The sequence below is a fragment of the Acinetobacter sp. CAU_H_29a_1 genome (assembly GCF_058599505.1).
Map to the genome: position 1 here is coordinate 3,069,278 of NZ_CM178655.1, position 26,423 is coordinate 3,095,700.

The 26,423-nt window shown below is 43.5% G+C and carries 28 protein-coding genes; 16 read left to right on the plus strand and 12 right to left on the minus strand.

All coding sequences use genetic code 11. The features are described from left to right. Positions 1–224 precede the first annotated feature (224 nt). Positions 225–1,163, plus strand: a complete 939-nt coding sequence (locus tag AC4MDD_RS15420) for an LpxL/LpxP family acyltransferase (RefSeq protein ID WP_491881964.1) — start codon at positions 225–227, stop codon at positions 1,161–1,163. 289 nt (positions 1,164–1,452) lie between these two features. Here AC4MDD_RS15420 and AC4MDD_RS15425 read toward each other — a convergent pair whose 3' ends face one another. After that, positions 1,453–2,562 (minus strand): endonuclease/exonuclease/phosphatase family protein, encoded by a 1,110-nt coding sequence (locus AC4MDD_RS15425; protein ID WP_491881965.1) that lies wholly within the window; start codon positions 2,560–2,562, stop codon positions 1,453–1,455. 185 nt (positions 2,563–2,747) lie between these two features. Between AC4MDD_RS15425 and asd the strand changes: the two genes are divergently transcribed. From asd to truA, 5 genes are all read left to right on the plus strand, one after another. Next, positions 2,748–3,866 carry an aspartate-semialdehyde dehydrogenase gene (gene asd, locus AC4MDD_RS15430; protein ID WP_491881966.1) on the plus strand — a complete coding sequence of 373 codons (1,119 nt, stop codon included), beginning with the start codon at positions 2,748–2,750 and terminating at the stop codon, positions 3,864–3,866. A gap of 141 nt (positions 3,867–4,007) precedes the next feature. Further along, positions 4,008–5,375, plus strand: coding sequence for a type IV pilus assembly protein FimV (locus AC4MDD_RS15435; RefSeq protein ID WP_491881967.1), 1,368 nt, complete (start codon positions 4,008–4,010; stop codon positions 5,373–5,375). A 65-nt stretch (positions 5,376–5,440) separates the two neighbouring features. Beyond that, positions 5,441–6,742 carry a T4P machinery localization factor FimV gene (gene fimV, locus AC4MDD_RS15440; protein ID WP_491881968.1) on the plus strand — a complete coding sequence of 434 codons (1,302 nt, stop codon included), beginning with the start codon at positions 5,441–5,443 and terminating at the stop codon, positions 6,740–6,742. 49 nt (positions 6,743–6,791) lie between these two features. Further along, on the plus strand, positions 6,792–7,760 hold the full coding sequence (locus tag AC4MDD_RS15445; RefSeq protein WP_004692526.1) for an asparaginase: 969 nt from the start codon (positions 6,792–6,794) through the stop codon (positions 7,758–7,760). Between the two features lie 12 nt (positions 7,761–7,772). Then, on the plus strand, positions 7,773–8,570 hold the full coding sequence (gene truA, locus AC4MDD_RS15450; RefSeq protein WP_491881969.1) for a tRNA pseudouridine(38-40) synthase TruA: 798 nt from the start codon (positions 7,773–7,775) through the stop codon (positions 8,568–8,570). Between the two features lie 87 nt (positions 8,571–8,657). Here the strand turns inward: truA and AC4MDD_RS15455 are convergent, their stop codons facing one another. Further along, on the minus strand, positions 8,658–9,665 hold the full coding sequence (locus AC4MDD_RS15455; protein ID WP_005400861.1) for an AraC family transcriptional regulator: 1,008 nt from the start codon (positions 9,663–9,665) through the stop codon (positions 8,658–8,660). 230 nt (positions 9,666–9,895) lie between these two features. On the opposite strand from AC4MDD_RS15455, the gene infA reads away from it, so the two are divergent. The 4 genes from infA to AC4MDD_RS15475 all read left to right on the plus strand — a co-directional run bounded on the left by infA (position 9,896) and on the right by AC4MDD_RS15475 (position 11,195). Continuing rightward, complete coding sequence (infA, locus tag AC4MDD_RS15460) at positions 9,896–10,117, plus strand: translation initiation factor IF-1 (RefSeq protein WP_004692529.1); 222 nt, start codon at positions 9,896–9,898, stop codon at positions 10,115–10,117. Positions 10,118–10,259: 142 nt separating this feature from the next. Continuing rightward, a complete protein-coding gene (locus AC4MDD_RS15465) occupies positions 10,260–10,466 on the plus strand; it encodes a hypothetical protein (protein ID WP_419274795.1) in 207 nt (68 codons plus the stop codon). A 27-nt stretch (positions 10,467–10,493) separates the two neighbouring features. Then, complete coding sequence (locus tag AC4MDD_RS15470) at positions 10,494–10,649, plus strand: hypothetical protein (protein WP_176537102.1); 156 nt, start codon at positions 10,494–10,496, stop codon at positions 10,647–10,649. Between the two features lie 117 nt (positions 10,650–10,766). Next, the gene (locus AC4MDD_RS15475; protein WP_234304101.1) at positions 10,767–11,195 is read left to right on the plus strand and encodes a hypothetical protein; all 429 of its coding nucleotides are present in this window, start codon (positions 10,767–10,769) and stop codon (positions 11,193–11,195) included. Positions 11,196–11,249: 54 nt separating this feature from the next. On the opposite strand, the gene leuB is transcribed toward AC4MDD_RS15475, so the two are convergent. From leuB to leuC, 4 genes are all read right to left on the minus strand, one after another. Further along, positions 11,250–12,329 (minus strand): 3-isopropylmalate dehydrogenase, encoded by a 1,080-nt coding sequence (gene leuB, locus AC4MDD_RS15480; RefSeq protein ID WP_004692535.1) that lies wholly within the window; start codon positions 12,327–12,329, stop codon positions 11,250–11,252. A gap of 37 nt (positions 12,330–12,366) precedes the next feature. Next, positions 12,367–12,927, minus strand: coding sequence for a hypothetical protein (locus tag AC4MDD_RS15485; protein ID WP_005400864.1), 561 nt, complete (start codon positions 12,925–12,927; stop codon positions 12,367–12,369). Between the two features lie 99 nt (positions 12,928–13,026). Beyond that, on the minus strand, positions 13,027–13,677 hold the full coding sequence (leuD, locus tag AC4MDD_RS15490) for a 3-isopropylmalate dehydratase small subunit (RefSeq protein WP_004692538.1): 651 nt from the start codon (positions 13,675–13,677) through the stop codon (positions 13,027–13,029). 21 nt (positions 13,678–13,698) lie between these two features. Continuing rightward, entirely contained in the window at positions 13,699–15,132 is a 1,434-nt protein-coding gene (leuC, locus tag AC4MDD_RS15495; protein WP_159153405.1) for a 3-isopropylmalate dehydratase large subunit, read from the minus strand. A 500-nt stretch (positions 15,133–15,632) separates the two neighbouring features. Here leuC and AC4MDD_RS15500 point away from each other — a divergent pair, with 500 nt between their 5' ends. After that, the gene (locus tag AC4MDD_RS15500) at positions 15,633–15,869 is read left to right on the plus strand and encodes a DUF2061 domain-containing protein (RefSeq protein WP_004692541.1); all 237 of its coding nucleotides are present in this window, start codon (positions 15,633–15,635) and stop codon (positions 15,867–15,869) included. A gap of 159 nt (positions 15,870–16,028) precedes the next feature. After that, positions 16,029–16,886: a LysR family transcriptional regulator gene (locus AC4MDD_RS15505; RefSeq protein ID WP_004692542.1), complete on the plus strand. Its 858-nt coding sequence runs from the start codon at positions 16,029–16,031 to the stop codon at positions 16,884–16,886. A gap of 68 nt (positions 16,887–16,954) precedes the next feature. Here the strand turns inward: AC4MDD_RS15505 and AC4MDD_RS15510 are convergent, their stop codons facing one another. From AC4MDD_RS15510 to AC4MDD_RS15520, 3 genes are all read right to left on the minus strand, one after another. Then, the gene (locus AC4MDD_RS15510) at positions 16,955–17,452 is read right to left on the minus strand and encodes a DUF2628 domain-containing protein (RefSeq protein WP_491881970.1); all 498 of its coding nucleotides are present in this window, start codon (positions 17,450–17,452) and stop codon (positions 16,955–16,957) included. A gap of 70 nt (positions 17,453–17,522) precedes the next feature. Continuing rightward, entirely contained in the window at positions 17,523–17,768 is a 246-nt protein-coding gene (locus tag AC4MDD_RS15515) for a DUF2789 family protein (RefSeq protein WP_004978928.1), read from the minus strand. A 213-nt stretch (positions 17,769–17,981) separates the two neighbouring features. Beyond that, the gene (locus tag AC4MDD_RS15520; protein WP_491881971.1) at positions 17,982–18,632 is read right to left on the minus strand and encodes an HAD family hydrolase; all 651 of its coding nucleotides are present in this window, start codon (positions 18,630–18,632) and stop codon (positions 17,982–17,984) included. 182 nt (positions 18,633–18,814) lie between these two features. Between AC4MDD_RS15520 and AC4MDD_RS15525 the strand changes: the two genes are divergently transcribed. Further along, positions 18,815–19,297 carry an RNA pyrophosphohydrolase gene (locus AC4MDD_RS15525; protein WP_004692547.1) on the plus strand — a complete coding sequence of 161 codons (483 nt, stop codon included), beginning with the start codon at positions 18,815–18,817 and terminating at the stop codon, positions 19,295–19,297. Between the two features lie 81 nt (positions 19,298–19,378). Beyond that, positions 19,379–21,676 (plus strand): phosphoenolpyruvate--protein phosphotransferase, encoded by a 2,298-nt coding sequence (ptsP, locus tag AC4MDD_RS15530; protein ID WP_004978924.1) that lies wholly within the window; start codon positions 19,379–19,381, stop codon positions 21,674–21,676. 6 nt (positions 21,677–21,682) lie between these two features. Here ptsP and AC4MDD_RS15535 read toward each other — a convergent pair whose 3' ends face one another. Then, a complete protein-coding gene (locus AC4MDD_RS15535; RefSeq protein WP_151835510.1) occupies positions 21,683–21,871 on the minus strand; it encodes a DUF7230 family protein in 189 nt (62 codons plus the stop codon). Between the two features lie 186 nt (positions 21,872–22,057). Beyond that, on the minus strand, positions 22,058–22,672 hold the full coding sequence (locus tag AC4MDD_RS15540; protein WP_279681161.1) for a LysE family translocator: 615 nt from the start codon (positions 22,670–22,672) through the stop codon (positions 22,058–22,060). Between the two features lie 150 nt (positions 22,673–22,822). Between AC4MDD_RS15540 and AC4MDD_RS15545 the strand changes: the two genes are divergently transcribed. Then, on the plus strand, positions 22,823–23,275 hold the full coding sequence (locus AC4MDD_RS15545) for an Lrp/AsnC family transcriptional regulator (protein WP_491881972.1): 453 nt from the start codon (positions 22,823–22,825) through the stop codon (positions 23,273–23,275). 282 nt (positions 23,276–23,557) lie between these two features. Beyond that, complete coding sequence (locus tag AC4MDD_RS15550; RefSeq protein WP_125275009.1) at positions 23,558–24,694, plus strand: DUF389 domain-containing protein; 1,137 nt, start codon at positions 23,558–23,560, stop codon at positions 24,692–24,694. 6 nt (positions 24,695–24,700) lie between these two features. Here the strand turns inward: AC4MDD_RS15550 and AC4MDD_RS15555 are convergent, their stop codons facing one another. After that, the gene (locus tag AC4MDD_RS15555; protein ID WP_491881973.1) at positions 24,701–26,353 is read right to left on the minus strand and encodes an acyl-CoA dehydrogenase family protein; all 1,653 of its coding nucleotides are present in this window, start codon (positions 26,351–26,353) and stop codon (positions 24,701–24,703) included. Between the last annotated feature and the right edge of the window lie 70 nt (positions 26,354–26,423).

Here is a 26,423-nt window from a genome sequence, read left to right on the forward strand (position 1 = left end):
ACTCCGCGTGACGCGGAGTTTTTTTATGGAGCTTAGCTGAGGGTGCCCACCACCATCGAAAAGATGTCCATCTCTTCCATTTAGGTGCGTTCGTCTACATCATCCAAGCCTATATCACATCACATTTGCAGAGTGCGAACATCGGGTTGATTCTGAACATTGACCCTTCATTCTTGCTTCATGCTAAACTCGAAACATTCTTTTTTCAGCCTTTATCGCAATTTATGAGTTCGAAGCCAGACTATCAACCCGGTGAATTTCAGTGGTCTTTTCTGCACCCCAAATATTGGGGTGTTTGGATTGGTATCGTCTTTCTCATGATATTGGCGATTCTTCCATGGGCAATTCAACACCGACTGGCCACCCTCTTAGGCAATCTCAGTTTTAAATATCTGAAGTCGCGACGTAAAACCACCGTTCGTAATCTGGAGGTGTGTTTCCCTGAATGGTCGGCCCAAGATGTCCTTGAAAATGCCCGTTTAGTTTTTGTCGATCAAATGCTGGGCGCATTTGAAACGCTGAATGCGTGGTATAGCCCAAAGTGGTTTACTGGCCGTGTCAGTATTGAAGGTTTAGAACATATTCAAAAAGCACAAGCAGAAGGTAAAGGCGCACTGCTTTTAGGCACCCACTCTACTTTGCTCGATGCGGGTGGTTATCTATGCGCGCAGTATTTTGAACCAGATGTGGTGTATCGCCCACAAAATAATCCACTGCTGGATATGCTCATCTACCGCTGCCGTGCCACCATTTATGCACATCAAATTGATCATGATGACATGCGTGGTTTAGTCCGTAACTTAAAAAATGGCCATGCCATTTGGTATAGTCCAGATCAAGACTTTGGTTTAAAACAAGGTGTTATGGCGCCATTTTTTGGCGTTCCCGCAGCGACCGTTACAGCACACCGTCGTTTATTGAAAATGACCAAAGCCGCAGCCATTCCTCTGTATTTTTATCGTGATGGGGATATTAAAAACCCACAATACAAAGTGTTGATTGAACCTGCGGTGGAAAACTTACCCAGTGAAGATGAAGTCGATGATGCGACACGAGTGAATCAAATTATTGAAAATCAACTCCGTATTGCTCCGACTCAATATATGTGGTTCCACCGTCGCTTTAAAACTCGCCCTGCAGGCTATGACAAGATTTATTTTTAACAAAAAAAGAGCTGCTTAAAAAGTAGAACCCGAGTTCTGCGTCCTGCAAAACTCGGGTACATGAGGTTGTGCTTTCAACGTAATTTTTGTTTTATTCGGTGGCATTCCATACCTACATCATATCCATGATAATTTCCATCAGCTTCAACTTCCATACTGGGATGATCCATTCCCGCTCCATCTGCTGATGAGACTAGGATACGGGCATACCAAATGACTAACCATTCGTCAGATTCCCAAATCACTGTAAGCCATATCCTACACTGATGAAATCCGCGCGCCCCTATATTTACTGGTAATCTTTGGCAATTTTATCTGTCACCTGCTTACCTTCTCGTTCCGCTTTCTCAATTCCATCTTCAATCGCCTCCTGCGCTTCTTGCTCATCGGCTTCGGTTTGCTCTAGCTCTTCTTGCACTTGCTCAAACACCCGACCAGTTTGAAGCACCACATATACAGGGAAATGATCTGAACCAATATGTGGTAAACGCTGCATCTGCACTAAGGCAAAATCCGTACTGTGAAAAACATGATCCAGTGACCAGCGCAGTAAGGGATAGTCGGCATGAAAAGTATTGACAAAATGTCGTCCGACTCGGGGGTCTAGCAGCCCACTAATCCGTTGAAAAAGTCGTGTCGTACGCGACCACGCCACATCATTCAAATCCCCCATCACAATACAGCTCTCATCCAAATCTTTAATCTGATCCCCGACTATCAATAATTCAGCATCACGTAAAGTAGAGTCTTTGGCTTCGGTCGGACTTGGTGGTTTCGGGTGTAAGCAGTACAGTTGCACTGGTTGTCCTGACCTTAAAATGACCGTGGCATGAATCGAAGGAATTTCATCGCTCAAAATAAACTTCACTTCAATATCTTTAAGCGCTAAACGACTATACAAGTGCATGCCATACAGATTATCTAAAGGCACTGCAACCCGATAGGGATAGTCATCTTCCAGCTCACTCAAGGCTTGTTCCCAATGTGCATCTGACTCTAAAGTCAAAATCAAATCCGGTTGATGCTGATGAATCTGCTGCAGCAATAAGTGATATTGAGTATTGAGCGTTAGTACATTCGACACAATTAAAGAAATCTGACGCTCTGACTGTAACTCTGTTTTGGTAACCGTTTTAACCTGTTTTTTCCACACAAAAGTATAAGGCAACACCATTTTGAGTTGGTACGCCACCGCCGCAATTAACCCAATCAAAATAGCTTCACGCACCCAATCCCAAGGCGCATCCCAAAGCAACATCAAGATAAATGCAATCAACCCCAATGCCAAAATCTGTAAGCGTGGAAAATCTGCGCCTCGAAACCACCATTCATCTCGTGGAATCAGTGACCAGAAGCTTAACCAAATCACAACACATGCTAGCAACTCAAACCAGATCATAGATACCCACTCTTATATTCTTAATTTTTTGTAGATTCATAAATTAATATCAATTTTGCATGTAACATAAACAAGATATATTGCACAATATAATTGCTGTTTTCATTGTGTAGTGCTTGCAGTTAAGCGCTCTTTTGATACACTCGAATCCCCTTTTAATTTTTAACGCACCGAGGCAAAGTGACATGAAAGTAGGTCTGGTCGGTTGGCGCGGGATGGTTGGTTCCGTCCTTATGCAACGTATGGTTGAAGAGAATGATTTTGCTCATTTTGAGCCATTTTATTTCTCTACCAGTAATGCAGGCGGTGAAGCGCCTGCGTTTGGCGGTAAAACTGCCCCAGCACTTATGGATGCATCAGACATTAACAGTCTGAAGCAAATGGATGTCATTATTACCTGCCAAGGTGGCGACTATACCTCAGAAGTTTTCCCGAAACTCAAAGCGGAAAACTGGACAGGCTATTGGATTGATGCGGCATCTACACTTCGTATGGAAGATGAAGCCATCATCGTACTTGACCCTGTCAACATGAACGTCATTAAAGATGGTTTAGTGAACGGTACCAAAACATTCGTGGGCGGTAACTGTACAGTTTCACTGATGCTGATGGGCTTAGGTGGTTTATTCCAAAACAATTTAGTGGAATGGGCAACCTCGATGACTTATCAAGCAGCATCGGGTGCTGGTGCGCAAAATATGCGTGAACTGATCTCTGGTATGGGCTATTTGTACAACAACACCAAAGATTTGTTAGATGACCCACGCTCTCCAATTCTAGATATCGACTCTAAAATTGCGGAATTACAACGTGGCGAAGGTTTCCCTTCAGCAAACTTTGGCGTGCCATTAGCAGGCTCACTCATTCCTTATATCGACAAACAATTAGACAGCGGTCAGTCGAAAGAAGAATGGAAAGGTCAAGTTGAAACCAACAAGATCTTGGGCAACCAGCAAATCGTTCCGATTGACGGTCATTGTGTACGTATTGGTGCGATGCGTTGTCACTCTCAAGCTTTAACATTAAAGCTGAAGAAAGACGTGCCTCTCGATGAAATCGAAGATATGTTACGTAGCGCAAACCAATGGGCAAAAGTGGTTCCAAATACCCGTGAAACGTCTATGACTGACTTAACACCTGTGGCTGTAACAGGCACATTAACTGTTCCTGTTGGTCGTCTACGCAAATTGAATATGGGCAAAGAGTACTTAGGTGCTTTCACTGTCGGTGATCAATTGCTTTGGGGTGCTGCAGAACCCTTACGTCGTATGCTCCGCATCCTGATTGACTACAAAAATACTTAAGCATTTACCCGCTAAAGTATTAAGCCGATCACACTTGATCGGCTTTTTTTTGTAACCCTGATGTTAACGTTTTACAAATAACACACAACTCGCTAATCTATAATTTTCGCTTTGCGATCTGTGACCGAGCTAAAGATTAAGATGACCGTAAATAACAAATTAAAGATAGCCATTTTAGCCATTATTGCTTCGCAAAATGTGAATGCGATCACTGTTGATCCTATTCAAATTCAATCTGCACCTGGGGAACTGTTGTATGCAGAATTGAACTTTCACGATGCCGATCCGAATGCTCCGATTCAAGCCAGTCTAGCTAGCGCAGAAGATTTAATGTCTCTTGGTGTCATGCATCAGCCGCCCAGTAATCTGAACTTTTTTATCCGTCGTACCAGCGCCAGTACAGGTGTAATTACGATTACTTCTTCACGCCCTTTAACTGAAGCGGAACTGAACATTGTCGTCAAAATCAAAGAAGGCAATGCGGCACGACTACAACATATTAAAACAGCCAATAAACGCTCGGCAGCACTTCAAGCCCGCGCGAATAATAATGAAAAAGCCTTAAAACCGGTAGTGATTGTCAACGAAAAAGATATTGCACTGAACTTACCTGTCAGCACACAATTCAATAGCTTAAAAACAACAGCTACGCCGACGACAAATACAACACCCCTCAAACTCAATAACCATACCCCACCAAGCATGAGTGCGACCGCTATTGCAGCACCAACACAAGTTATTTCAGTAGCCTCTGCACAAATTGCAGCAGCGGCTCAAACTTCAGCTCCACGTGTTGAACCTATTACGCAAGCAAAAAAATCAGCAGATCCGTTGGTGCAAAAGTATGCAGATTCAGTTCAAAAATCAGATGCACCAATTTCTGCACAGGCCAGCCCACAAACTATTCCATCGACAGCAAAAACAACACCTGCTGCCCCTGTAACTAATGCACGCCAAGCCGCACCTCAAAGTGCCCATGTTGTTCGGTCGAATGAATCTCTATGGGGTATTGCATCGCGTATTGCTGCTGAAGAAAACCGTCCTGTCGGTGAAGTCATGCAACAAATTAAAGCTAAAAATGAACATGCCTTTATTCAAGGTGACGTAAACCGCTTACGTCGTGGTGCTAACCTCAATTTAACGGGTCTACAAACAGCAAAATCAGAACAAAAAGCCTCCGTTTCATCACTTCCAAAACAAAGTTCACAGCAATCCGGCAAGGCGAAATACCGCCTCAATCAAGCAGAGATGAGTTTGGTTGCAGAGAAAGAGCAAGATTCAAGCCACGGTTCTGCCAAGAAGTCGACAGAAAAGAATCAAACATCAAACGAGTTGTCATTAAAAGTTATGACATCCCGTGAAAAAACCGTTAAATTACAGAGAAACGTAACACAATTAGAAGTGGCACTTAATCAGAAAGATCAGAGAATTCAATTACTAAACGCTCGTCTTGCACAATTGCAACAACAATTGAAAGCACAACAAACTGAGAAAAAGCCAACACACTAAAGTGTTATTTTGATTATTTGATTTTGGATGAACTTGCACAAAGACAAGTTCAAAAGGGGTAAAACATGCTTATTTATGTGATTCCATTTATCTTACTATTGGTTGTTGCCATAGTCTTAAAAAAGCGTGAGGCGAGTAAAGAAGCAGAACCAAAAACTCAAAAAGCGGTTGCTGCAAAAAACAAAGCCAAAAAAACCAGTTCGTCTAAAAAATCCCCGCAACAAACTCAAGTCGTTGAAGATGTTGTTGCTAAAGCCACGACACCACTCGCCACAGATCTACGTAATAAAATTGAAGGTCAAATTCGCGACCGCAATTTCTTCTCAGCTGAAGCACAAATCAACCAAGCCCTAAATAAAGACAATTCACAACACGAATTATATTTACTGCTGCTCGATATTCACTTGCTCCAAAAAGACGAGTTTGCCATCAGCCAATTGCTGAATCATTTACGTTCTTTAGAACTGGGTGATATTTTGGCGCAAGCAGAAGCCAAAAAATCGGATTACGACCAATTACATCAAAATAGCCGTGACACGATTGAGTTTAAACCGACTGAAATTGCACCGTCTACACCAAAACCTGTAGAAGCAACCAATACTGCTGACTTTGATGCCCTGATGTCATCAAACAATCCGGCTCCTGCTCCTGTGCAAGCTCCTGTTGTTGAACCTGTTCAAGACATTAAACCGCTTGATTTTGATACCTCAGCATTTACCACCACAACAACTGCTCAACCTGAACCAAGCATCGAAGTCCAAAGCTTAGATTTTGATATCTCTAGTTTAAATACACCAACAGCAGAACCCACCAAACCTGCTGAAGAGCTTAAACCGCTCGATTTCGGTTCACTCTCTTTAGAAAGCACGCCTGCCCAACCAGCAGAAACTGCTGCAGCCGACATCCAACCTTTAGATTTTTCGTTCAATCTCGACACAGCGCCTACAACAGCGCCAGAAGCAGAAACTTCGCCGGCTGCTGTAGATGAGCGTCCTGAATTTACATTTGATTTTTCAAGCGAATCCACAGCTGAAGCAGTAAAAGACATCCCTGCTTTTTCTTTTGATACGGTTAGCTCAAGTGAAGCGATAGTAGAAGAAACACCAGCAGTTGTTACGCCAAGCCTCAGTTTTAGTCTAGAGTCTACTGCACCTGCCAATACGGTGGATCAAAGCGATCCTCTGGTACAGTCTTTCCCTCAACTGAACGAAGTCAATGAAATACACTTAAACATTGAATTGGCTGAACAATACATTCAACTCGGCGCTTTCGAAGCTGCACGTGAAATTTTGGTTGAACAAGAACCAAGTTACTCTACGGAACAACGTCAGCAAGTAGAACAGTTACTGAGTCGCATAGCATACTAAGCCATTTCGTTTTAAACTAAAGCAGTCATCACCGACTGCTTTTTTTATAATGAAAAAAATTGCGCTTATCTATATGGGTGGAACCTTTGGCTGTATTGGCGAACCCTTACAACCAATGCCTGCCGAAGACTTTATTCCCAAGCTCACACATGTCTTGCCGATTCATCTCGACATTGAATGTTTTATTGCACCTGTCATTAAAGACAGTAGCGCCTGTACGGCTGCAGACTGGTTATTGCTGATTCAGCAGATTCAACAATTACAACTGCAACAATTCCAGCATTTTGTCGTGATTCATGGCACAGATACCTTAAGCTATGCCAGTGCTGTCGCGGCACACTTTATTGCAGATTCCGCACGTGTGGTTTTCACAGGTAGCCAATATCCATTACTTAATGTACAAGGTACAGATACGCGTGAATTTAGCGATGCGATTAGTAATTTGAATTTTGCCTTAGATGCGGTGATGAAACATCCTGTCGGAGTGTATCTGGCTTTTCATCAACAGGTATTGCATGCGCAAACCGCGTTAAAACGACATACCACAGAACTGGATGCTTTTACAGGCGTCATGGCTGAACAGCCGATTCCACATAGCTTAAAAACACACATAGTACAAACAGGTGATGTAGAACAATCCCACCAGTTCAATTGCCTCAATCTGATGATGCAACCTGTTGCCTTAGCGCAACAATTGCAGAATTTGAAAAACCTGCTTACAGCCCCACCACATTTCCTCATTTTGCAAGGTTTTGGAACGGGTAATTTAGCTGTGAATGCCGAGTTGATAGCACTTTTCGATGAATTTTACGCACAAGGCTGTGTTGTTATCTTAAGCACCCAAGTTCCTTTCGGCCGTACTGATCAGCGCTATGCAGTTGCCGCGTGGACAACCCAAGCCAAAATAATTGTTAGTGATTGCCTCGGGCATGCAGATCTGTATGCCAAAGCCCTCAAAATGTATTTACAATACCCCAGCGCTGAAGCACGCTTCAGCCATTGGCATGATTTGGGTTAATTTGAGGTACATATGCAACGTTTTGCGATCGGCATTGAGTTTTGTGGAACACACTATCGTGGTTGGCAAACCCAGCAAACAGGTGTGATCAGCGTACAAGAGACGATTGAAAAAGTACTCTCTAAAATTGCCAATGAACCGATTAGCTTACATGGTGCTGGTCGTACCGATGCTGGCGTCCATGCCACCAATATGGTGGCGCATTTTGATAGTTCTGCACTTCGTTCAGAGCGCAGTTGGTTAATGGGCTGCAACAGCCAACTGCCAAAAGATATCTCGATCCAGTGGATCAAAGCGATGGATCAAGACTTTCATGCACGCTTCAAAGCGCAGGCACGTCGTTATCGTTATGTCGTCTATAACCACCCGCAACGCCCTGCTCTTATGCATAAACAAGTCACACATGCCTATTATGCGCTAGATGTAGCGAAGATGATGCAAGCTGCTCAAAAGTTCGAAGGTACGCATAATTTTGAAAGCTTCCGTGCAGCCGCATGCCAATCCAATCAACCTGTGCGCCATGTCAGCCATTGTCGCTTGATTCAACATGGTCCATATTTGGTCCTCGACATTCAGGCCGATGGCTTCTTGCACCATATGGTCCGTAATATCATGGGCTGCTTACTGGAAATTGGTCAAGGTATGTATGAAGTCGAGCATATTGAGGCGATTTTCGCAGCAGAAGACCGCAAAGCCGCAGGCATTACAGCCCCTCCTGATGGGCTGTATTTCATTCATGCCGACTATCCAGCGCAGTTTAAGCTACCTAAGCAACCGCTTGGGCCGCACTGGCTCAATATGCCTGAATAATTTATTTTTGAATCCTCCATCTAGCTAGCTTTTTCAAAGGTGGGGAGAAATTCCTCCCTTTTATAAAGGGAGGTTAGGAGGGATTTCTTAACGTTGCTTACGCTTGCGATATTCCACTGGGGTTTCATTGGTCCAGCGTTTAAACGCACGATAGAAGGTACTTGGCTCAGAAAAGCCAGTCAAATACACGATACGCTCTACACTTTCAGCCGTATTGGCCAAAAGTTTTTTCGCCAAACGGCAGCGATAATCAGACAAAATTTGCTGGAAGCTGGTATTCGCCTCACTAAGCTGTGTGCGTAAACGCCTTGGGGTAATACTGAGCTGAGAAGCCACTGTTTCAAGTGTGGTTTCGCCACTTTCTAGGGTTGAACCTATCGCGCGACGTACTTCACCCACCAAATCATAACGGGCTAATTCTTGAAGTTTTTCAATCGCTAACTGCTCATGCAGTTGTAATAATTCAGGTTCCGCCTGCCACAACGGATAAGCCAAAATACTTGGGTCAAAATATAAGCGAGTTTCTTTTTGTCCTAGACTAACAGGGCACTCATATACGCGGAAATACTCATCATCAAACGCGCCTTTACTGAAGTTAAAATCAATATAGATCGGTTCAAAGCGCCCTTCAGTAATAAATTTAAAGAAACGTAAAATACCTGACATCGCACATTCAGAAAAATGTCGATTGACCAAATTTTCAGCCCAAGGTTGTTCTCCATTGGTCAAATAACAACGATCATCTTCAACCACCAACTTGGCATGAAAGGCATCACTGATCAATCGCTGATAAGCCAAAGCGCGTTTCAAACCCTCACCAAAGTTTTCCGATGAAATAAACAAATGCTCAATCACTTGACCACGGTATAAAGGCAGATTTTCACCCAAATGTAGACCGATGTCTGGATCTCGGCTCACCTCTTCTGCCGCCACCCAAAAAGCGTATTGCGCGCTCAAAGGCGTACGCTCATTGGTTTCCATCTGATTTAACGCAACACCGGCCTTTGTTAAAATTTCTTCTGTTGGCAACCCTGAACGACGAATCGCTTGGTAGCCTAATCGCAAGACAATCGATGCATCAGTTAGCTGACCCACGCTAGAACCTTCCTTGTATGTTCTTCATTTATACACAAAACATTAAAATTAGATTAACTGCGATTGACCGAACTGACAACAACTTATACAGTTTTTTTGTTGAAAATATTTATTCCTCTTGTTCGCTTATTTTACTGACAGATGATCAGGCAACCGCCCATTCCGCCTTGTTTTATGCAAAAAAATTGACTATAATTTGCGCCTTTCCAATTTATTCATTCAGGTAGGCTATGGCCAATAAAGAGGAACTCATCGAGTTCGAAGGCGTTGTCACCGAGACGCTTCCTAATACTATGTTTCGTGTACGTTTAGAAAACGGTCATGAAGTGATTGCTCACATCTCTGGTAAAATGCGTAAACACTATATTCGTATTTTGACTGGCGACAGTGTTAAAGTAGAAATGACACCTTATGATTTGTCTAAGGGTCGTATCACTTATCGTGCGCGCTAAGTTTTAGCGAAGCGAAAAAGCCACTTTTTAAGTGGCTTTTTTAATGTCTGCGCTCAGACTAAAACGTTATGAATCAACTATATTCCAAGCAAAAATCAAACTATAATTAAATGAGATAACAACCTAATACGCCAAAACAATAATGAAGACGACTTCAACGAAGCTCGCTATTTTACTGTTCCCAATGCTATGTGTTGCTTGTGCCACAACAAGCCAAACGCAGCTCAAGCAAACCTTACAAAACTATATCGGACAATCGTCACATCAAGTTCAAAATCAACTCAACCTCAATAGCATGGGCTATAAAGTGCTCGGTGCTCCTGTATATACCCCAGAGAAACTGACCTAAACTCTGTTACGTAATATGCCTATTCCGATGGGAACACCCAACCTTGGAACCAGTGTCAGTATGGGTGCACCCATTCAGACACCTTCCGGCGGTAGCCTGAATATTGAAATGAAATGTAAAATTGAGTTCAGACTGCATGATGGTCTTGTGGAATCTATTCACTATATCGGCAAAGCGTGTTAACGGCTGCGTTATGTTGAGTCGCCTACATACCGTTTATCTCAAATTACTCGAAACATACTCAAACGAACGTTCAGATATACAATACTAAAAGGGTCTCTCTCTGCTTAGGGGATGATCATGAAGCCCTTTATTGTCAGTTGTTTTAGTTCCATCTGCTTTCTACTCCTTCAAGCTTGTAGCAGCTCTCCAGCACAACACCAGACCGTCGTTTCACCCGCTAAAATTGCGCTCCCTGACTATTTAGAACAATATATCGGCCAAGATGTATCGAGCATTCGGCGCGAACTCAACTTACGTCAGCTCGGTTATGAGACCTTAGGTGCGCCGATTCAAACACCAAACCAACTGAGTTATACCATTGTCAGGCGGATTCAAATTCCAACTCCTATGCCCACTATGCGCAGTGACAGCAGTGTCGGTGCAATTCCTATTCCCACACATACGCCATTTTATGATGTTCAGTTAGAGTGCCAAGTCCACTTCTTGTTAAAAGATAATATTGCGCAATCAATTCAATATCGAGGTAAAGCCTGCAAAGGTTATTAAACCTTGGGCATAAAAAAACGCAGCGGTTAGCTGCGTTTTCAAATTGCTTTTGGCTTAGTTCAGTGCAGCCACAACCGCCTGCCCCATTTCCGCAGTACCCACTTTGCTCATGCCTTCAGACATGATATCAGCGGTACGCAAGCCTTGATCTAGGACATTGCCTACTGCATCTTCAATCGCTTGAGCAGCAGCTTCTTCACGGAAGGTATAACGCAACATCATAGCCACTGAAAGAATAGTGGCTAATGGGTTGGCAATATTTTGTCCTGCGATATCAGGCGCCGAACCATGGCATGGCTCATACATCCCTTTCGCATTTTCATCTAAGGATGCTGATGGCAACATCCCAATTGAACCTGTCAACATCGCGGCTTCATCAGATAAGATGTCACCAAATAAGTTACCTGTCACAATCACGTCAAACTGTTTAGGCGCGCGCACCAATTGCATTGCAGCATTATCGACATACATATGCGATAAGTTAATGTTTGGATAGTCAGCTTCTTTCATCGCCGTTACGGTTTGCTTCCAAAGCTCCGTCACTTCAAGGACGTTGGCTTTATCAACAGAACAAACTTTACCACCACGTAAACTGGCCATTTCAAAAGCCACTTTCGCAATACGCTTAATTTCAGACTCAGCATAAACGTCGGTGTTAAAGCCTTGTTTTTCACCATTCTCAAGTTCACGAATACCACGTGGCTGACCGAAGTAAATCCCGCCTGTTAATTCACGAACGATGAGAATATCAAGACCCGCTACAATTTCAGGCTTTAAGCTTGATGCATCTGCCAATTGCGGATATAAAATAGCTGGACGTAAGTTCGCGAATAAGTTTAATTCACTACGAATTTTTAACAAACCACGCTCTGGACGAATCGAACGCTCAATGTTGTCCCACTTCGGACCACCCACCGCACCAAGTAAAATCGCGTCTGCATTTTTGGCTTGTACTGCGGTCACATCTGGATAAGGTGAACCGTGTGCATCAATGGCAGCCCCACCGAGTAGGCCCTGTTCCCACGTTAAACCTAAATTGAATTGATCATTGACTCGTGTAAGTACCTGCTCTGCGGCTTTTACAATTTCAGGACCAATGCCGTCACCAGCCAAAATCAAAATATGTTTAGACATGAAATATTCCATTGTTGGTGAGTTCTAACTCACACGATTAAAGTTTTTGTTCTACAAACTCGCCCAAGCCATTTAAGACATTGTAAGGTTTGCAAAAACGACGAATTGTTCTTTGGTTTTGCTTTAAATCGACACACAAAGGGTCAGGTGCAGACATATTCAACAAGCTTCCCTGATGTCGACTTCGCGCACGGAACATTCTAAAGGTGTAGCGTTCCGCAGGCTTAAACCGATGAATCACATGCAGCGTTTCAGCACGATCGACCGAAACAGGATAGAAGCGAATCACCAGTTCATGTTGCCCCGCTGGCACTGACAGAAACAAGGCATTCGCTTCATTCAAATCATCTCGTTTTAGACGCACGACCTTCTCTCGAATGGCCTCACGGCTGACACGATGATTGTCGGCATTCACAATTTTGATCTGATTCCATCGTTCAAATTCGCAGTTCACTGTACCAGTACAGTAAAGCTGTGCATTATTTTTACTCGCTGGGGTATCCTGAATCCGCTTTATGCTTGCCGTATTCATGCTTTGGCAGGCAGTTAATGTTCCCACCAACGCCAGTAGAGCGATACGACTGTAACTCGTCACCATTGTTCAAGCCCAACCTTTACCAGTAGCAAAACGTTTGAAATTCTTTTGCTCGATATTAACAAGAGATGGCCCCAAGCACTAGATGCATCGAATTTTCAATTAAGCATGAATTTCAGCAAACACCCACGGACGTGATGCTTTGGTCTTTTCTTCATAGGCTTTGATGTCATCTGCAACCTGTAAAGTTAACCCAATATCATCCAAACCATTTAACAAACAGTGCTTACGAAATGGATCGACTTCAAATGTGAAGGCTTCACCCGATGGTGTACGCACTTCTTGCGCATCCAAATCAATCGTCAGCTGATAGCCTTCTGTTGCTGCACATTCTTTGAAAAGTTGGTCAACAATTTCTTCAGACAAAATCACAGGCAACATGCCATTTTTGAAACTATTATTAAAGAAAATGTCGGCATAGCTGGGTGCAATCACAGTACGGAAACCATATTCTTCCAATGCCCACGGCGCATGTTCGCGGCTTGAACCACAACCAAAGTTCGCACGAGAAATTAAGATGCTCGCACCTTGGTAACGTGGCTGATTCAATGCAAAATCAGGGTTTTTAGGACGTTTGGAATTGTCTTGTCCCAAAAAACCTTCATCTAAATAACGCAACTCATCAAATAAGTTTTCACCAAAACCCGTGCGCTTAATGGATTTCAAAAACTGTTTTGGAATGATCAAGTCTGTATCGACATTGGCACGGTCTAAAGGTGCAACGATACCCTGTTCAACGGTATATTTTTTCATGTCTATGCTCCCAAGCCCGAATTAAAATGAACGCACATCGACAAAGTGACCTGCAATCGCTGCTGCGGCTGCCATTGCTGGACTCACCAAATGCGTACGACCGCCATTGCCTTGACGACCTTCGAAGTTACGGTTAGAGGTCGATGCACAGTGCTCACCGGGTTGTAATTTGTCTGCATTCATGGCTAAACACATTGAACAACCTGGCTCACGCCATTCAAAGCCAGCTTCAATCAAAACTTTGTCTAAGCCTTCAGCTTCTGCTTGAGCTTTGACTAAACCAGACCCTGGAACCACCATGGCTTGTTTAATGGTACTTGCCACTTTTTTGCCTTTAGCCACTTCAGCCGCGGCACGAATATCTTCAATACGTGAATTGGTACATGAACCAATAAAGACACGGTCTAATTGAATATCAGCCAATGCCTGACCTGCGGTTAAACCCATGTAGTTATAAGCACGCGTCCAATCATTTCGTTGCACTTCATCTTTGGCTTGTTCTAATGTCGGTACAGCTTGAGTCACTGGAATCACCATTTCAGGCGATGTACCCCAAGACACTTGTGGCTCAATCTCTTCACCTTGCAATACAACTACTGTGTCAAAATGCGCATCTGCATCCGAATGTAAGGTATTCCAATACGCAACTGCAGCATCCCACTGTGCGCCCTGTGGTGCATATGGACGGTCTTTAACATAGGCAATGGTTTTGTCATCGACAGCGACCATACCCACACGTGCGCCGCCTTCAATTGCCATATTACACACCGTCATACGACCTTCGATCGACATATCACGGAACACTTGACCACCAAACTCGATGGCATGACCTGTACCGCCTGCAGTACCAATTTTACCGATGATGGCTAAAACCACGTCTTTCGGTGTTACGCCCTGACCCAATTGACCATCAACACGCACCAACATGTTTTTCATCTTCTTTTGAACCAAGCATTGGGTTGCCAATACATGCTCCACTTCAGATGTACCAATCCCGTGCGCCAAACAGCCAAATGCACCATGTGTTGCCGTATGAGAGTCTCCACACACCACCGTCATACCTGGTAAAGTCAAACCTTGCTCAGGCCCGACCACGTGTGCAATGCCTTGACGGACATCATTAATGTCAAACTGCACCACATTAAAGGTTTTACAGTTGTCGTCTAAGGTTTGAACTTGGATACGTGAAGTATCATCTTCAATACCTGCGATTCCCTCTGAGCGCTCTTTGGTCGATGTTGGAACGTTATGATCAGGGGTTGCCACATTCGCACTTAAACGCCATGGTTTACGACCCGCAAGTTGTAAACCTTCAAAGGCTTGCGGAGAAGTCACTTCATGTAATAAATGACGGTCGATATAGAGTAAAGCCGAGCCATCGTCGCGTTGTTTTACTAAGTGGTCATCCCACAATTTGTCATACAATGTTTTTGCTTGTTGGTTTTCGCCTGCCATGTCGATTGACTCCACTGGACTGGGTAATTCTTTCATTAAAATCGATTATAGCGACGATTTCACATAAATCTAATTTATCATTTTTATTAATTTAGAAACTTTTTGGAATTATTTTAAATTCATACCTCTTTGTTTCAATCCCTTTGATGACAAGCCCTCACCGCTGGTTTTAATTCAAGCCCTATACGCCTATTTATCAACTTGTTGTAGGCCTCACAGTATATTTCCCTGCTCAGCCATGCAAGGTTTATCTTCCCTAGTTAGACCAATACTTTTTAAGGCTCTCTTCATTGATCTGAATAAAAAGAAAGCGACCTATTCATAAGCTAAAGAGTAAAATCTACAGAAGTTTGTTTTCTCAAGTCAAACATTCCAAACAATCGACTACGTCACCTTACATTCAAAAACCCAATCATGAGCAATCAAAATTTCATTTTGACTTTATTAATGATAATAATTACTATTTACAAATGAAAGACATTATTGAGAGGGTATTTATCATGGCGAACATTCAGAAATTTGTAGCGAACAATCAGCGCATATTCAAAAAAACCCTAAGCTATTACATCATGCACATTACTGTGGCCATGATTGTGGCTTACTTTGTCACAGGTAACTTATGGATGGCGGTCACCCTCAGCTTATTAGAACCAACCGTTCAAGCCTTCGCATTCTTTTTCCATGAACGTATTTGGGAGAAAAAGAACCGTACTACCGAAGAAAATATTCCTGCTTAAGCCCTTATATCAAGCGCCCTCTCAACTCTCCAAAAGATCACATCAAGTGATCTTTTTTATTTCAGTTCAGATCCAATAAGCTCCCGTTCATTTTAAAGATCGCAATTCATATAAAATTATTTTATAATTTAATTATACTTTCATAACTAGATTATCCTTATGAATCTTGCAGCCTTCGAAGCTTTTGTAAAAGTCATGGAAACCGGCTCTATTTCTTTAGCCGCAGATCAACTCTTCATTACGCAACCTGCTGTAACCAAACGTATTCATAGTTTAGAAGAATATTTTGGTGTGAAACTTTTTGAGTCTGCTGGTCGTGGTGTACAAGCCACACATGCCGCGCATTCACTGCTGCCTAAAGTCAAAAACTGGCTCAATGAACTGGGTGACATTCATCACACCTTGAGTCATGAACAAGGCATGGTCCAAGGCAAACTCAAAATTGGCACCAGTCACCATATTGGTTTACATCACTTGCCGAGCCATTTGCGTAGCTATGTGCAAAGCTTTCCAAATGTCACCTTAGATGTGCACTTTGTCGACTCCGAGCAAGCGCATGAAAAAGTACTGGCTGGCGACTTAGAATTGGCTTTTTTAACGCTTCCACCCAAACTCGATGAACGTTTGCAGTACGTCACCATTTGGGAAGATCCTTTAGTTTTTGTAGCAGCGCCATTTCATCCGCTGGCACAAATGCAAAACTTACAACTCGAAGACCTGATTCAGTACCCAAGTTTATTGCCTGCATCACAAACCTATACCAGCCAAATCACACTAGCAGAGTTTGAAAAACAAGGGCTGAAACCTAAAATCACCATGAGCAATAATCCACTCGAATCGATTCGTATGTTGGCATCGATTGGACTGGGTTGGTCAGTGCTTCCAAAAACGATGATTAACCAAGACCTACAGCAGTTGAATGTGAAGTTCGAAATGAACCGTCAACTTGGTATGGTTTGGCATCCGGGCAGAACCCAATCTCGTGCGGTGCAAGAGCTGATTGCAATGATGAACTAAGCTTTACAAGCATTAAAAAACCATCCACAAGGATGGTTTTTTATTTTGCGCGAGCGAATTAAGAAGCACTAATAGCCAGTGCAACCAGCCCCAAGCCAAATCACCAGCAAGATCGAACCTGCTACGATATTTGTACCCCCACGATTTTCTAATTCCGTATTGACGTTGCTATTTCCAAATTGGCGAATTTTGGCAATCTGCTGATCGACATGATGCTTATACAAGATCTTCCCAAACATTCCAAATGCTACGGCCAAGCCAATATTTGCACCAGAACTTTCAATCCCCAAAAGTATTTCAACCATCCCTATGACCACAATCAAACCAATGGCCATAAAGCCATAACTGTAGATTTTTCGATAAAATAACCAGACCACACCTAAGAAAAAGGCGGCAATATTAAAACCTGCATATTGTTTCCTTGGCGTGATTTTTTCAAATTGAGCTTGATAGTAAGACTCATATTTCACACCTATAAACAGGGCACGATCTTGTTCCAATTGATTAACTGAAGCTACAGAGTCTAAAGACGTAGAGTCAGGAAAAGCTTGATGATCGAAAGACATAAATTTCTACTTCTATCTTATTTTTATAAACAGAGGCAAAGCTTCGACGCTCAGCCTCTTTGAGTTCTACTTATTTTTGGATGAGTGAATCTTCATGCAGGGATTCATTCAGCTGATCTACAATAATGGCCCACTCACCGTCCGATTTAATTTTTTCTGCCAAAAACTGACGTTGCGCTTCAGTCCAATACTCCGCGTCAACAATCGTGGTTTGTGCATTGAGCTGATGCGTTACAATAAACAAGGCGATGGCCTCCTCACTCGCATCTAAACCGAGTTGCTCAAACAGATGGGTCATTCTTGGTCGTACACTCATATTTTTCTCCACGCTTATGTTCTAATTTTTCATAATCAAAATAGTTTTAGCCATGGTTCAACATAGCATATTTGGTTAATTTTCCAAGATCAGCCGACTTATAGCCCGATATTTTATTATCGCTTTACGCACTTTTCATTTTTTAAGTCGATGCCTTTCAAATAAAAAAGACTGCCCGAAAAGCAGCCTTTTTAAACAACGAAAGACAGATACTTAAATCGACCAGTCTTGAATTTTCCATGCATGCTCTTTAGCCAATGCTTCTAGGCGGTCATCTGGATTGACGGCAATGGCATGGTCTGCGTATTCCAGTAAAAAGCGATCATTGATGGAATCTGAATACGCCCAAGACTCGCTAACATCACGCCCTGCAAGCCATTGATCTAAACGCGTCAATTTGCCTTTTTGATAGCATGGTGTATTGATCACTTTGCCCGTGTATTTACCCTCAACCACTTCAGCATTGGTCGCGATAATTTCACTAATCCCAAACTCACGGAAAATCGGTGCGGTAATAAAATCAGAGGTTGCGGTAATGCCAACCAAAACATGTCCAGCATCGCGGTGTTTTTCAATGGCCGCAAAACCTTCGGGACGCATTTGCGGGCGAATCACTTTGTGCATGAACAGTTCATGTAGTTCAGTAAGGTAGGTATTGTCATGTTGGGTTAAAAATTCAAACACAAATTCATTATAGGCAATCGGATCGAGCTGCCCTGCTTTGTAATCTTCATAAAATTTATCGTTCATGGCGCGATGGCGAACTGGATCGACCAAGCCTTCATTCACCAAAAACTCTCCCCAAGAATGATCTGAATCGGTGTTTAACAAGGTGTGATCGAGATCAAATAGCGCCAATTTCATGAAAATACTCGTAAAAACTGAAATTTAAGAAAAAATTTGTAAATCTATCTCCGCTAGTCGATAGAAATTCGTTAAGATCATAGCAATTTTAACATTTTTAAACTTTGCTTTTTTCGAGTTGGATACAGAAATAAAAATCCCCGATCGCAAAGTCATAAATTACACAATATTTAGGTAGCCAAATGATCGATTCGGAAGGTTTCCGACCCAATGTCGGGATCATTTTGGCAAACGAGTTTGGACAAGTTTTATGGGCAAAACGCATTGGACACAATGCTTGGCAATTTCCACAAGGAGGTATCCAATATGGAGAAACCCCTGAACAGGCACTTTATCGTGAGCTGAGAGAAGAAGTTGGCTTACTGCCCGAACACGTCCAAATTGTAGCGCAAACTAAAGGTTGGCTGCGTTATCGTTTGCCGCACCGATACATTCGTACAGATTCCGATCCCGTATGTATTGGACAAAAACAAAAGTGGTTTTTACTCAAACTCACTGCTCCCGCTCAGAATATTCGTTTGAATTTGTCTGATCCGCCTGAGTTTGACCAATGGCAGTGGGTAAGTTATTGGTACCCGCTGGGGCAAGTTGTGAATTTTAAACGCGATGTATACCGCAAAGCGATGGTGGAGCTGTGCAATCAGCTCCCTCAAAAAAAGCCTTAAAAAATCTAGACGTCCTACAGATTTTTTAAGGATCTCTTGTTATAAATAAGTTGGACGCACATTATTTTTGGAGTAGACGCGATGTCGAATATGCAACTGGATACCCTTCGACGCATTGTACAAGAAATCAATGCTTCCACCAGTTTGCATGAATCACTCGACATTATGGTCAACCATGTGGCGGAAGCCATGCATGTTGATGTTTGCTCCATCTATTTACTCGACGAACGCAATCAACGTTATTTGTTGATGGCATCGAAAGGTTTGAACCCTGATTCGGTCGGCCATGTTTCACTGCATACCAGTGAAGGCTTGGTTGGTCTGGTGGGTCAGCGTGAAGAAATCGTTAACCTTGACAATGCACCGAAACATGAACGTTTTATGTACTTACCTGAAACAGGTGAGGAAATTTATAACTCGTTCCTCGGTGTACCCGTCATGTACCGCCGTAAAGTCATGGGCGTGCTCGTGGTGCAAAACAAAGAGTCGCAAGACTTTAGTGAAGCTGCGGAATCTTTCCTCGTCACGCTCTGCGCTCAGCTTTCAGGGGTCATTGCGCATGCGCATGCAGTGGGCAATATCGATGTATTTCGTAAACCGAGTAATTTACCTGCCTACAAAACCTTCCAAGGGGTACCTGGTTCAGGCGGGATTGCCTTAGGCCGTGCCGTCATTCTCTATCCCCCTGCGGATTTGGCCGCTGTCCCTGACCGTGAAGCCGATGACATCAGTGAAGAATTAGAGCTGCTAGATCGTGCCCTGACCTCAGTACGTGATGAAATCAAATCGCTTGATGACAAAATGCAAGATGCCCTCATGGCGGAAGAGCGTGCACTGTTTAGCGTGTTCTTACGTATGTTGGATGAAAATGCGCTGCCAGCAGAAATTAAAGAACAAATTCGTGATGGGAACTGGGCACAAGGTGCAGTGCGTATCGTCATCGATAATCACATCGATCTGTTTGAACAGATGGAAGATGACTATCTCCGTGAACGTGCCGCGGACTTAAAAGATCTCGGACGACGGATTTTGGCCTATTTGCAAGAAGCCGACTCCAGCCACCGTGAACTTACCGATGAAAGTATTCTGATTGGGGAAGAAATCTCAACCGCAGCCTTGGTTGAATTGCCAGTCGATAAAATTGCAGCCATCGTAACTACCGAAGGCGCCATGAACTCGCATATGGTGATTGTGGCGCGCGCACTCGGTATTCCAACCGTTGTTGGTGTCACTGAACTGCCGATTAATACCCTTGATGATGTGGAAATGATCGTCGATGCGCACCAAGGGCGCGTTTTTATTAATCCACCTCGCCGTTTACGTAGTCGCTATAAAGAAATTCAAAAAGAAGAAGAACTGATTGCCAAAGATTTAAAACAGTATGAAACCAAAGATGCCATCACCCCTGATGGTGTTGCAGTCAAACTGTTCGTCAATACTGGCTTGATGATTGATGTGGTCCGTGGTGTACAACGCGGTGCCAAAGGTGTTGGTCTATATCGCTCTGAAATTCCGTTCATGCTGCGTGATCGCTTCCCAGGTGAAGAAGAACAGCGTGCGATTTATCGTCAACAGTTGAGCCATTTTGCCAACAAACCTGTGGTGATGCGTACCCTCGATATCGGTGCAGATAAAGACTTGCCTTATTTCTCAATTGAGGAAGAAAACTCAGCTCTCGGTTGGCGCGGTATTCGCTTTACGCTTGACCACCCTGAAATTTTTTCTTCACAAATTCGTGCCATGCTCAAAGCCAGTATTGGTCTCAACAACCTACACATTCTACTGCCAATGGTGACCAGTGTCAGCGAAGTAGAAGAAGCCTTGTACTTACTGGAGCGTGACTGGGTCGCGGTGCAAGAAGAAGAACAGGTCAAAATCACCAAACCAAAAATCGGGATCATGGTCGAAGTACCAAGTGTCTTATTGCAGATTGAAGAATTTGCCGAGTTGGTTGACTTTTTCTCGGTGGGTTCAAACGACCTAACGCAATATTTACTGGCCGTTGACCGTAATAATCCACGTGTTGCTAATGTCTACTCACATTTCCACCCTGCGGTTTTACGTGCGCTCACCCGCTTAGTCAAAGAGTGTCATAAGTACAACAAGCCAGTCAGTATTTGTGGGGAAATGGCGGGCGATCCTTTATCAGCGATCTTACTAATGGCAATGGGCTTCAATACCCTATCAATGAGCTCAAGCAACATTCTGCGTGTACGCAAAGCCATTTGTCATGTCCCAATGCCAGATGCGGTCGAATTGCTAGAACGTGCCTTGAAAATGAGTAATCCACTCATTGTGAAAAGTCAGATGGAATATTATTTTAAAACCCATGGTTTGGCCGACATGGTCAAGTCAGCAACACGTATTGTGACGGCTTAAAGGTCTTTAAACCCAAAGAAAGGACATTAAAAAAGGGAGATAATCATCTGAATATCTCCCTTTTTTGTGCTTGTCATAGCCTCGTTTTGCATTTTTCTTTCGGTCTACAAAGACTTGGCTTTGGTTGACTTCATGCATGTGTTTAGCCACGAAGTTGTGAATCACAACTTTTGGCTCAGCTTTCTTCTTTGCCATTTTTTTCACCTTGTGGATATGATCATCTCACTGATGATGCGGTAGAAATTTTACGCCTTTTTGAACGTATTACAAGCGATTTTGGCTAGGCCTATGTCCATCCCATTCGCTATTTTCCAATTCAGTTTCAGGTCAAAGCAATGCTTTATTTTGCACTGCCTTTGATCCATATGCTTAAAATATCGCTTAGACATAAAACTGTTCTAACAATAAAATCATCGCAATCAACATCATCAATACCCCTGACACTCGACTGACCACCCTAGCAGCCTGTGGGCGTGTGCCCAAAACTTTCTGCGCACTAAATCCAACCAAGAAATAAACAGCCGCACAACTCATAAGGTGAATTCCCGCCAATAAAACAATTTGAGAGGTGGGCGACAAAGCCGCTTGCGGGTCGATAAAGGGCGGCAATAAAGCCAAAAATAACAGCAGGACTTTCGGGTTTAATCCACTCAAGTAAACGCCTCGAATGTACCATGACTTTGAAGATGCAATGGCAACCTGATCACTGCTAATACTCGCAGGACGCATCGATAAACTCAGCCCCATCCACAGCAAATAAACAGCCCCAACGCCCGTGAGTACTTGAAGCAATACGGGCTGACTGGTCACCAATGTGCCCACACCCGCTGCAACAATCAGTGCCGCCATCAAATGCCCTGTTAATAACCCGGTTACCGCAGGCAAGACTCTTTTGCCCTGTATCCCCGACGAAATAGCATAGGCCCAATCTATACCTGGTGTCATCACAAACAGGATCGAAACACCCCAAAATGCAATCATAATATTCAGTGACATCCCTTTCCTCTCTTATCCATCACCGTTTTGAGGTTTAATCCAATCAAAACATGATCTGTATCAAATAATTTTGAAAGGATATCCTTTAGGCTCTAAAATGTGCTTTCAAATATTTGTGCAATAACGCCTAAAAAGGGGAGATTCTTCCACATGGATAAAATTGATAAGAAGATTCTTGCTGAACTACAAGCCGATGGTCGTTTATCTGTCACGGAACTGGCCCATAAGGTAGGACTTAGCCTCTCTCCCTGTCACCGCAGAGTCAAAGCCTTAGAAGATGCAGGTATTATCAAAGGCTATCGCGCACAGTTGGATATCTCCCAGCTTGGCTTGAATTTCTCCACCATTGTTTTTGTGACGCTCAAAAATGGCGATAAAGATTCGGTGCTCAGTCTTGAAGAGGCGATTCTTAAGGTTCCGCAAATTGTGAAAGCGCAGCGACTTTTTGGCGACCCCGACTACTTGCTGCATGTCGTTACCTATGACTTGGAAAGTTATCAAAAACTCTATGATGAGCACTTGTCAGCACTCCCCAATGTGCAACGTCTCATCTCCACCATGGTAATGAAAAATATTATTTCCAATCGTAGGGTCTTGTTCTAACAAGAATATGCTCTAGGATCAGCTAAGCATCTGTAATTGATCTATCTTTTTATGGATGATTTCGCGATTTCAAGCAGATCTGTCCTGCTCTGAACTAAAAAACCTTTGTAACTGAGTGATGTTCAGCAAAATCGATAAGCCTCGTTTCAATAAAAAGAAAGTGGCTAGAACATATTCTAAATTGAAGCGTGAATCATATTATTTCTCACCATTTTTTTGTTTGCTTCCCGTGATAAAAGCGCTAGATTAAATCTTAATCACATACAGAATAAGAGCATCATCATGCCACTCGAAAAAGACAAAGATGCAACCATTGTGGTCAAAGATACACCTGACCAAGAAAAGTATGAGTTTCTAAAAGAAAAAATTCGTTATAAGCAGGCCTTGCGCGAAAACTCCAAAAAAATTGACCACCAAAAAGTCCGCTTGAATATCCAAGCGGATGCACTGCCAAGCAAAACCTTTTTCATTATGAATGCCTTGGCTGCTGTCATAGCAGGCTATGGACTACTGTCCAACTCGGCTGCGGTAGTGATTGGCGCGATGTTGGTTGCCATGATGCTGGGGCCAATTTCAGGTATTGCCTTGGCGTTAATTGATAACCGATGGCTGCTGTTTAAAACCGCGTTGTCGACCTTGTTACTTGGCGTTGCTATGATTTATAGCATTGGGATCATTTTAGGGCTGGTGAACTATGACCTGCCTATGACCAATGAAATTTTATCGCGCACGCAGCCAACCATTTTGGATTTGATGATTGCTTTAGCAGGGGGTGCCGCAGGTGCTTTTGCCTCAGTATCCCCTCGCCTGTCTGTGGCCGTGGTGGGTGTCGCCGTTGCGACGGCCTTAGTTCCGCCCTTGGTGGCCAGCGGGATTTTATTTGCGCATATGGAATGGAAAAACTCAGCCAATGCATTTTTACTGGCGGTGACCAACATCTTCGCCATTCAGATTAGCTCATCTTTAGTCCTTTGGATTGCAGGCTTTAGACGGGGTTCCACCGAAGAAGTGCAGAGTAATGTCAAAGAATTTCTCAAACGTAATGCTGTTAGCCTAATGTTCTTGGCACTTTTAGGGATTTATCTCTCACTCAACTTTTATGCGCTGCTCAATACACGGCTGTACGAAAGCAGTACCGAGGCGACCATTAGCACAGAACTCAACCACGCCAATAATATTATTGATACCATCCAATACGATAAAAAAGAGGGTTTCACTTTAGTTCGTGTCTCTATCCGTGGAGATATTCCGCCTAGCCCAGCGCAAATTGCAGCACTCAATCAAAAGCTATTGCCAGACTTGAACGATAACCCAAGCATTGTTCAAGTCCGCTTTATTCCGATTGATATTATTCAGGCTGAAGACAGCCCCAACGTCAAACTCGAACAAGATGAGGCGCAAAAGCTTTCAGTACAATAACGTTCTTTAAGCTGAAAATGCTCTATGTAGTAGTCGTTCTACGTCGGGTTGTTTCATTTCAAGCATCCCGACAACCCGACCATGAAATGGACTATAACGGCTTTGAATAAAGCCATCAGCCACATAGTCTGGTGCATGCCGTTTCAGCAGGACTGCTTGTGCCAAAATCACTAAACGGCTGACCAAACTGCGCCCCATAAATTGTAGTACTTCAGGTGTCTGTTGGAACAACTGAAATAGATTTTGCAGCTCTTGTTTCAACTGTTCATCTTGCATAGCCGTGGTGGCCAAATCTTGAAACAGGATTTCAATCGACTCTACATCACTGCTGATAGCACGCAGCACATCCAAACACATGACATTGCCTGAGCCTTCCCAAATGGTATTGACTGGGGCTTCTTTAAAAATACGTGCCATGATGCCGTTGTCGACATAGCCATTACCACCAAAGATTTCCATCATTTCCCCTGTCAGCTCAACTGCACGTTTACATATCCAGAACTTCGACGCTGGGGTCATAATACGTTTCCATGCTACGGACAGCGCATCCTCCGCTTCATAGCAATGTGCCAAATGAAAACTGAGTTGCATCGCCGCTTCTGTTTCTAAGGCTAAATCTGCCAATACGGCGCGCATTAGCGGTTGTTCAGCCAAATGCTTACCAAAGGCTTTGCGCTGACGGGTATAGGCAATGCATTGCACCAAGGCTTGTCTAAGCATGGCAGTACTGCCCACCGAACAGGTCAAACGGGTATAGTTCGCCATTTCAATGATGGTGGGAATACCGCGTCCAGCTTCCCCAATCATGATGCCCCACGCCTCTTTAAATTCGACTTCCGAGCTGGAGTTACTACGATTGCCCACTTTGTCTTTTAGCCGTTGGATATGGATCGGATTCTTGGTGCCATCCTCCAGCCAGCGCGGTACAAAGAAACAGGCCAAACCATCTTGTTCCGTCTTTGCCACCACCAAATGCACATCACACATAGGTGCAGAGAAAAACCATTTATGCCCTGTGAGCAAATAAGCTTGACCACGCCCTGACTCGGCGACTGGCACAGCAATGGTTTCATTGGCACGCACATCCGAACCGCCCTGCTTTTCGGTCATGCCCATGCCTAGCCAAATCGATTTTTTCTGGCTAATCGGCACATCACGTTCATCGTATTCGGTCGAAAGTAACTTATCGCCTATTTTAGCCCACAGTTCAGGTTCGCGTTGAATCAGTGGAATACTGCCTAAGGTCATCGAATTTGGGCACAAGTTTCCACACTCCACCTGCCCTGCCAAATAAAAACGCGCTGCCCACTCGACCCATTTTGAGGATGAATTGGGCTGATTAAACGGATGTGCATGAGTATCGAACTGACGATTTAACCCCATCCATTTATGCCATGCAGGATGAAACTCGATAAAGTCTTTACGGCGTCCGCGAGCATCAAAGGCGTGTAAAATAGGCGTATGCCTATTGGCGAGATCGGCATAGTCATAATATTCCGCTGAACCAACAACTTTGCCCATCTCTGTGAGTCTTGCCTGATCCTGACTACCATAACGAGTGAGAATTTCTTTTAAAACGGTATCGGTTTCAAACAAGTTGTAATTTTCCAGTTCATCAAATTGATTGCTGATTTGATGGGTCATCCATGCGGTATTCATATCACTTTGCTCTTGTTATGCTGTGCTTTTCATTTCAGTATAGAGAAAAATTGTGTCTGCCATGTTCAGC

Excerpts from the sequence above, each read along its gene's own strand:
- AC4MDD_RS15425 (WP_491881965.1), bottom strand. The coding sequence starts at position 2,562 with ATGATCTGGTTTGAGTTGCTAGCATGTGTTGTGATTTGGTTAAGCTTC.
- AC4MDD_RS15540 (WP_279681161.1), bottom strand. The coding sequence starts at position 22,672 with ATGTCACTGAATATTATGATTGCATTTTGGGGTGTTTCGATCCTGTTT.
- AC4MDD_RS15515 (WP_004978928.1), bottom strand. The coding sequence starts at position 17,768 with ATGAGTGTACGACCAAGAATGACCCATCTGTTTGAGCAACTCGGTTTA.
- AC4MDD_RS15505 (WP_004692542.1), top strand. The coding sequence starts at position 16,029 with ATGAATCTTGCAGCCTTCGAAGCTTTTGTAAAAGTCATGGAAACCGGC.
- fimV (WP_491881968.1), top strand. The coding sequence starts at position 5,441 with ATGCTTATTTATGTGATTCCATTTATCTTACTATTGGTTGTTGCCATA.
- ptsP (WP_004978924.1), top strand. The coding sequence starts at position 19,379 with ATGTCGAATATGCAACTGGATACCCTTCGACGCATTGTACAAGAAATC.
- AC4MDD_RS15420 (WP_491881964.1), top strand. The coding sequence starts at position 225 with ATGAGTTCGAAGCCAGACTATCAACCCGGTGAATTTCAGTGGTCTTTT.
- AC4MDD_RS15445 (WP_004692526.1), top strand. The coding sequence starts at position 6,792 with ATGAAAAAAATTGCGCTTATCTATATGGGTGGAACCTTTGGCTGTATT.
- AC4MDD_RS15510 (WP_491881970.1), bottom strand. The coding sequence starts at position 17,452 with ATGTCTTTCGATCATCAAGCTTTTCCTGACTCTACGTCTTTAGACTCT.
- AC4MDD_RS15535 (WP_151835510.1), bottom strand. The coding sequence starts at position 21,871 with ATGGCAAAGAAGAAAGCTGAGCCAAAAGTTGTGATTCACAACTTCGTG.
- AC4MDD_RS15525 (WP_004692547.1), top strand. The coding sequence starts at position 18,815 with ATGATCGATTCGGAAGGTTTCCGACCCAATGTCGGGATCATTTTGGCA.
- AC4MDD_RS15465 (WP_419274795.1), top strand. The coding sequence starts at position 10,260 with ATGAAGACGACTTCAACGAAGCTCGCTATTTTACTGTTCCCAATGCTA.
- infA (WP_004692529.1), top strand. The coding sequence starts at position 9,896 with ATGGCCAATAAAGAGGAACTCATCGAGTTCGAAGGCGTTGTCACCGAG.
- leuB (WP_004692535.1), bottom strand. The coding sequence starts at position 12,329 with ATGTCTAAACATATTTTGATTTTGGCTGGTGACGGCATTGGTCCTGAA.
- AC4MDD_RS15545 (WP_491881972.1), top strand. The coding sequence starts at position 22,823 with ATGGATAAAATTGATAAGAAGATTCTTGCTGAACTACAAGCCGATGGT.
- AC4MDD_RS15550 (WP_125275009.1), top strand. The coding sequence starts at position 23,558 with ATGCCACTCGAAAAAGACAAAGATGCAACCATTGTGGTCAAAGATACA.
- AC4MDD_RS15470 (WP_176537102.1), top strand. The coding sequence starts at position 10,494 with ATGGGAACACCCAACCTTGGAACCAGTGTCAGTATGGGTGCACCCATT.
- AC4MDD_RS15485 (WP_005400864.1), bottom strand. The coding sequence starts at position 12,927 with ATGGTGACGAGTTACAGTCGTATCGCTCTACTGGCGTTGGTGGGAACA.
- AC4MDD_RS15520 (WP_491881971.1), bottom strand. The coding sequence starts at position 18,632 with ATGAAATTGGCGCTATTTGATCTCGATCACACCTTGTTAAACACCGAT.
- truA (WP_491881969.1), top strand. The coding sequence starts at position 7,773 with ATGCAACGTTTTGCGATCGGCATTGAGTTTTGTGGAACACACTATCGT.
- AC4MDD_RS15500 (WP_004692541.1), top strand. The coding sequence starts at position 15,633 with ATGGCGAACATTCAGAAATTTGTAGCGAACAATCAGCGCATATTCAAA.
- leuC (WP_159153405.1), bottom strand. The coding sequence starts at position 15,132 with ATGGCAGGCGAAAACCAACAAGCAAAAACATTGTATGACAAATTGTGG.
- AC4MDD_RS15475 (WP_234304101.1), top strand. The coding sequence starts at position 10,767 with ATGAAGCCCTTTATTGTCAGTTGTTTTAGTTCCATCTGCTTTCTACTC.
- leuD (WP_004692538.1), bottom strand. The coding sequence starts at position 13,677 with ATGAAAAAATATACCGTTGAACAGGGTATCGTTGCACCTTTAGACCGT.
- asd (WP_491881966.1), top strand. The coding sequence starts at position 2,748 with ATGAAAGTAGGTCTGGTCGGTTGGCGCGGGATGGTTGGTTCCGTCCTT.
- AC4MDD_RS15555 (WP_491881973.1), bottom strand. The coding sequence starts at position 26,353 with ATGAATACCGCATGGATGACCCATCAAATCAGCAATCAATTTGATGAA.
- AC4MDD_RS15435 (WP_491881967.1), top strand. The coding sequence starts at position 4,008 with ATGACCGTAAATAACAAATTAAAGATAGCCATTTTAGCCATTATTGCT.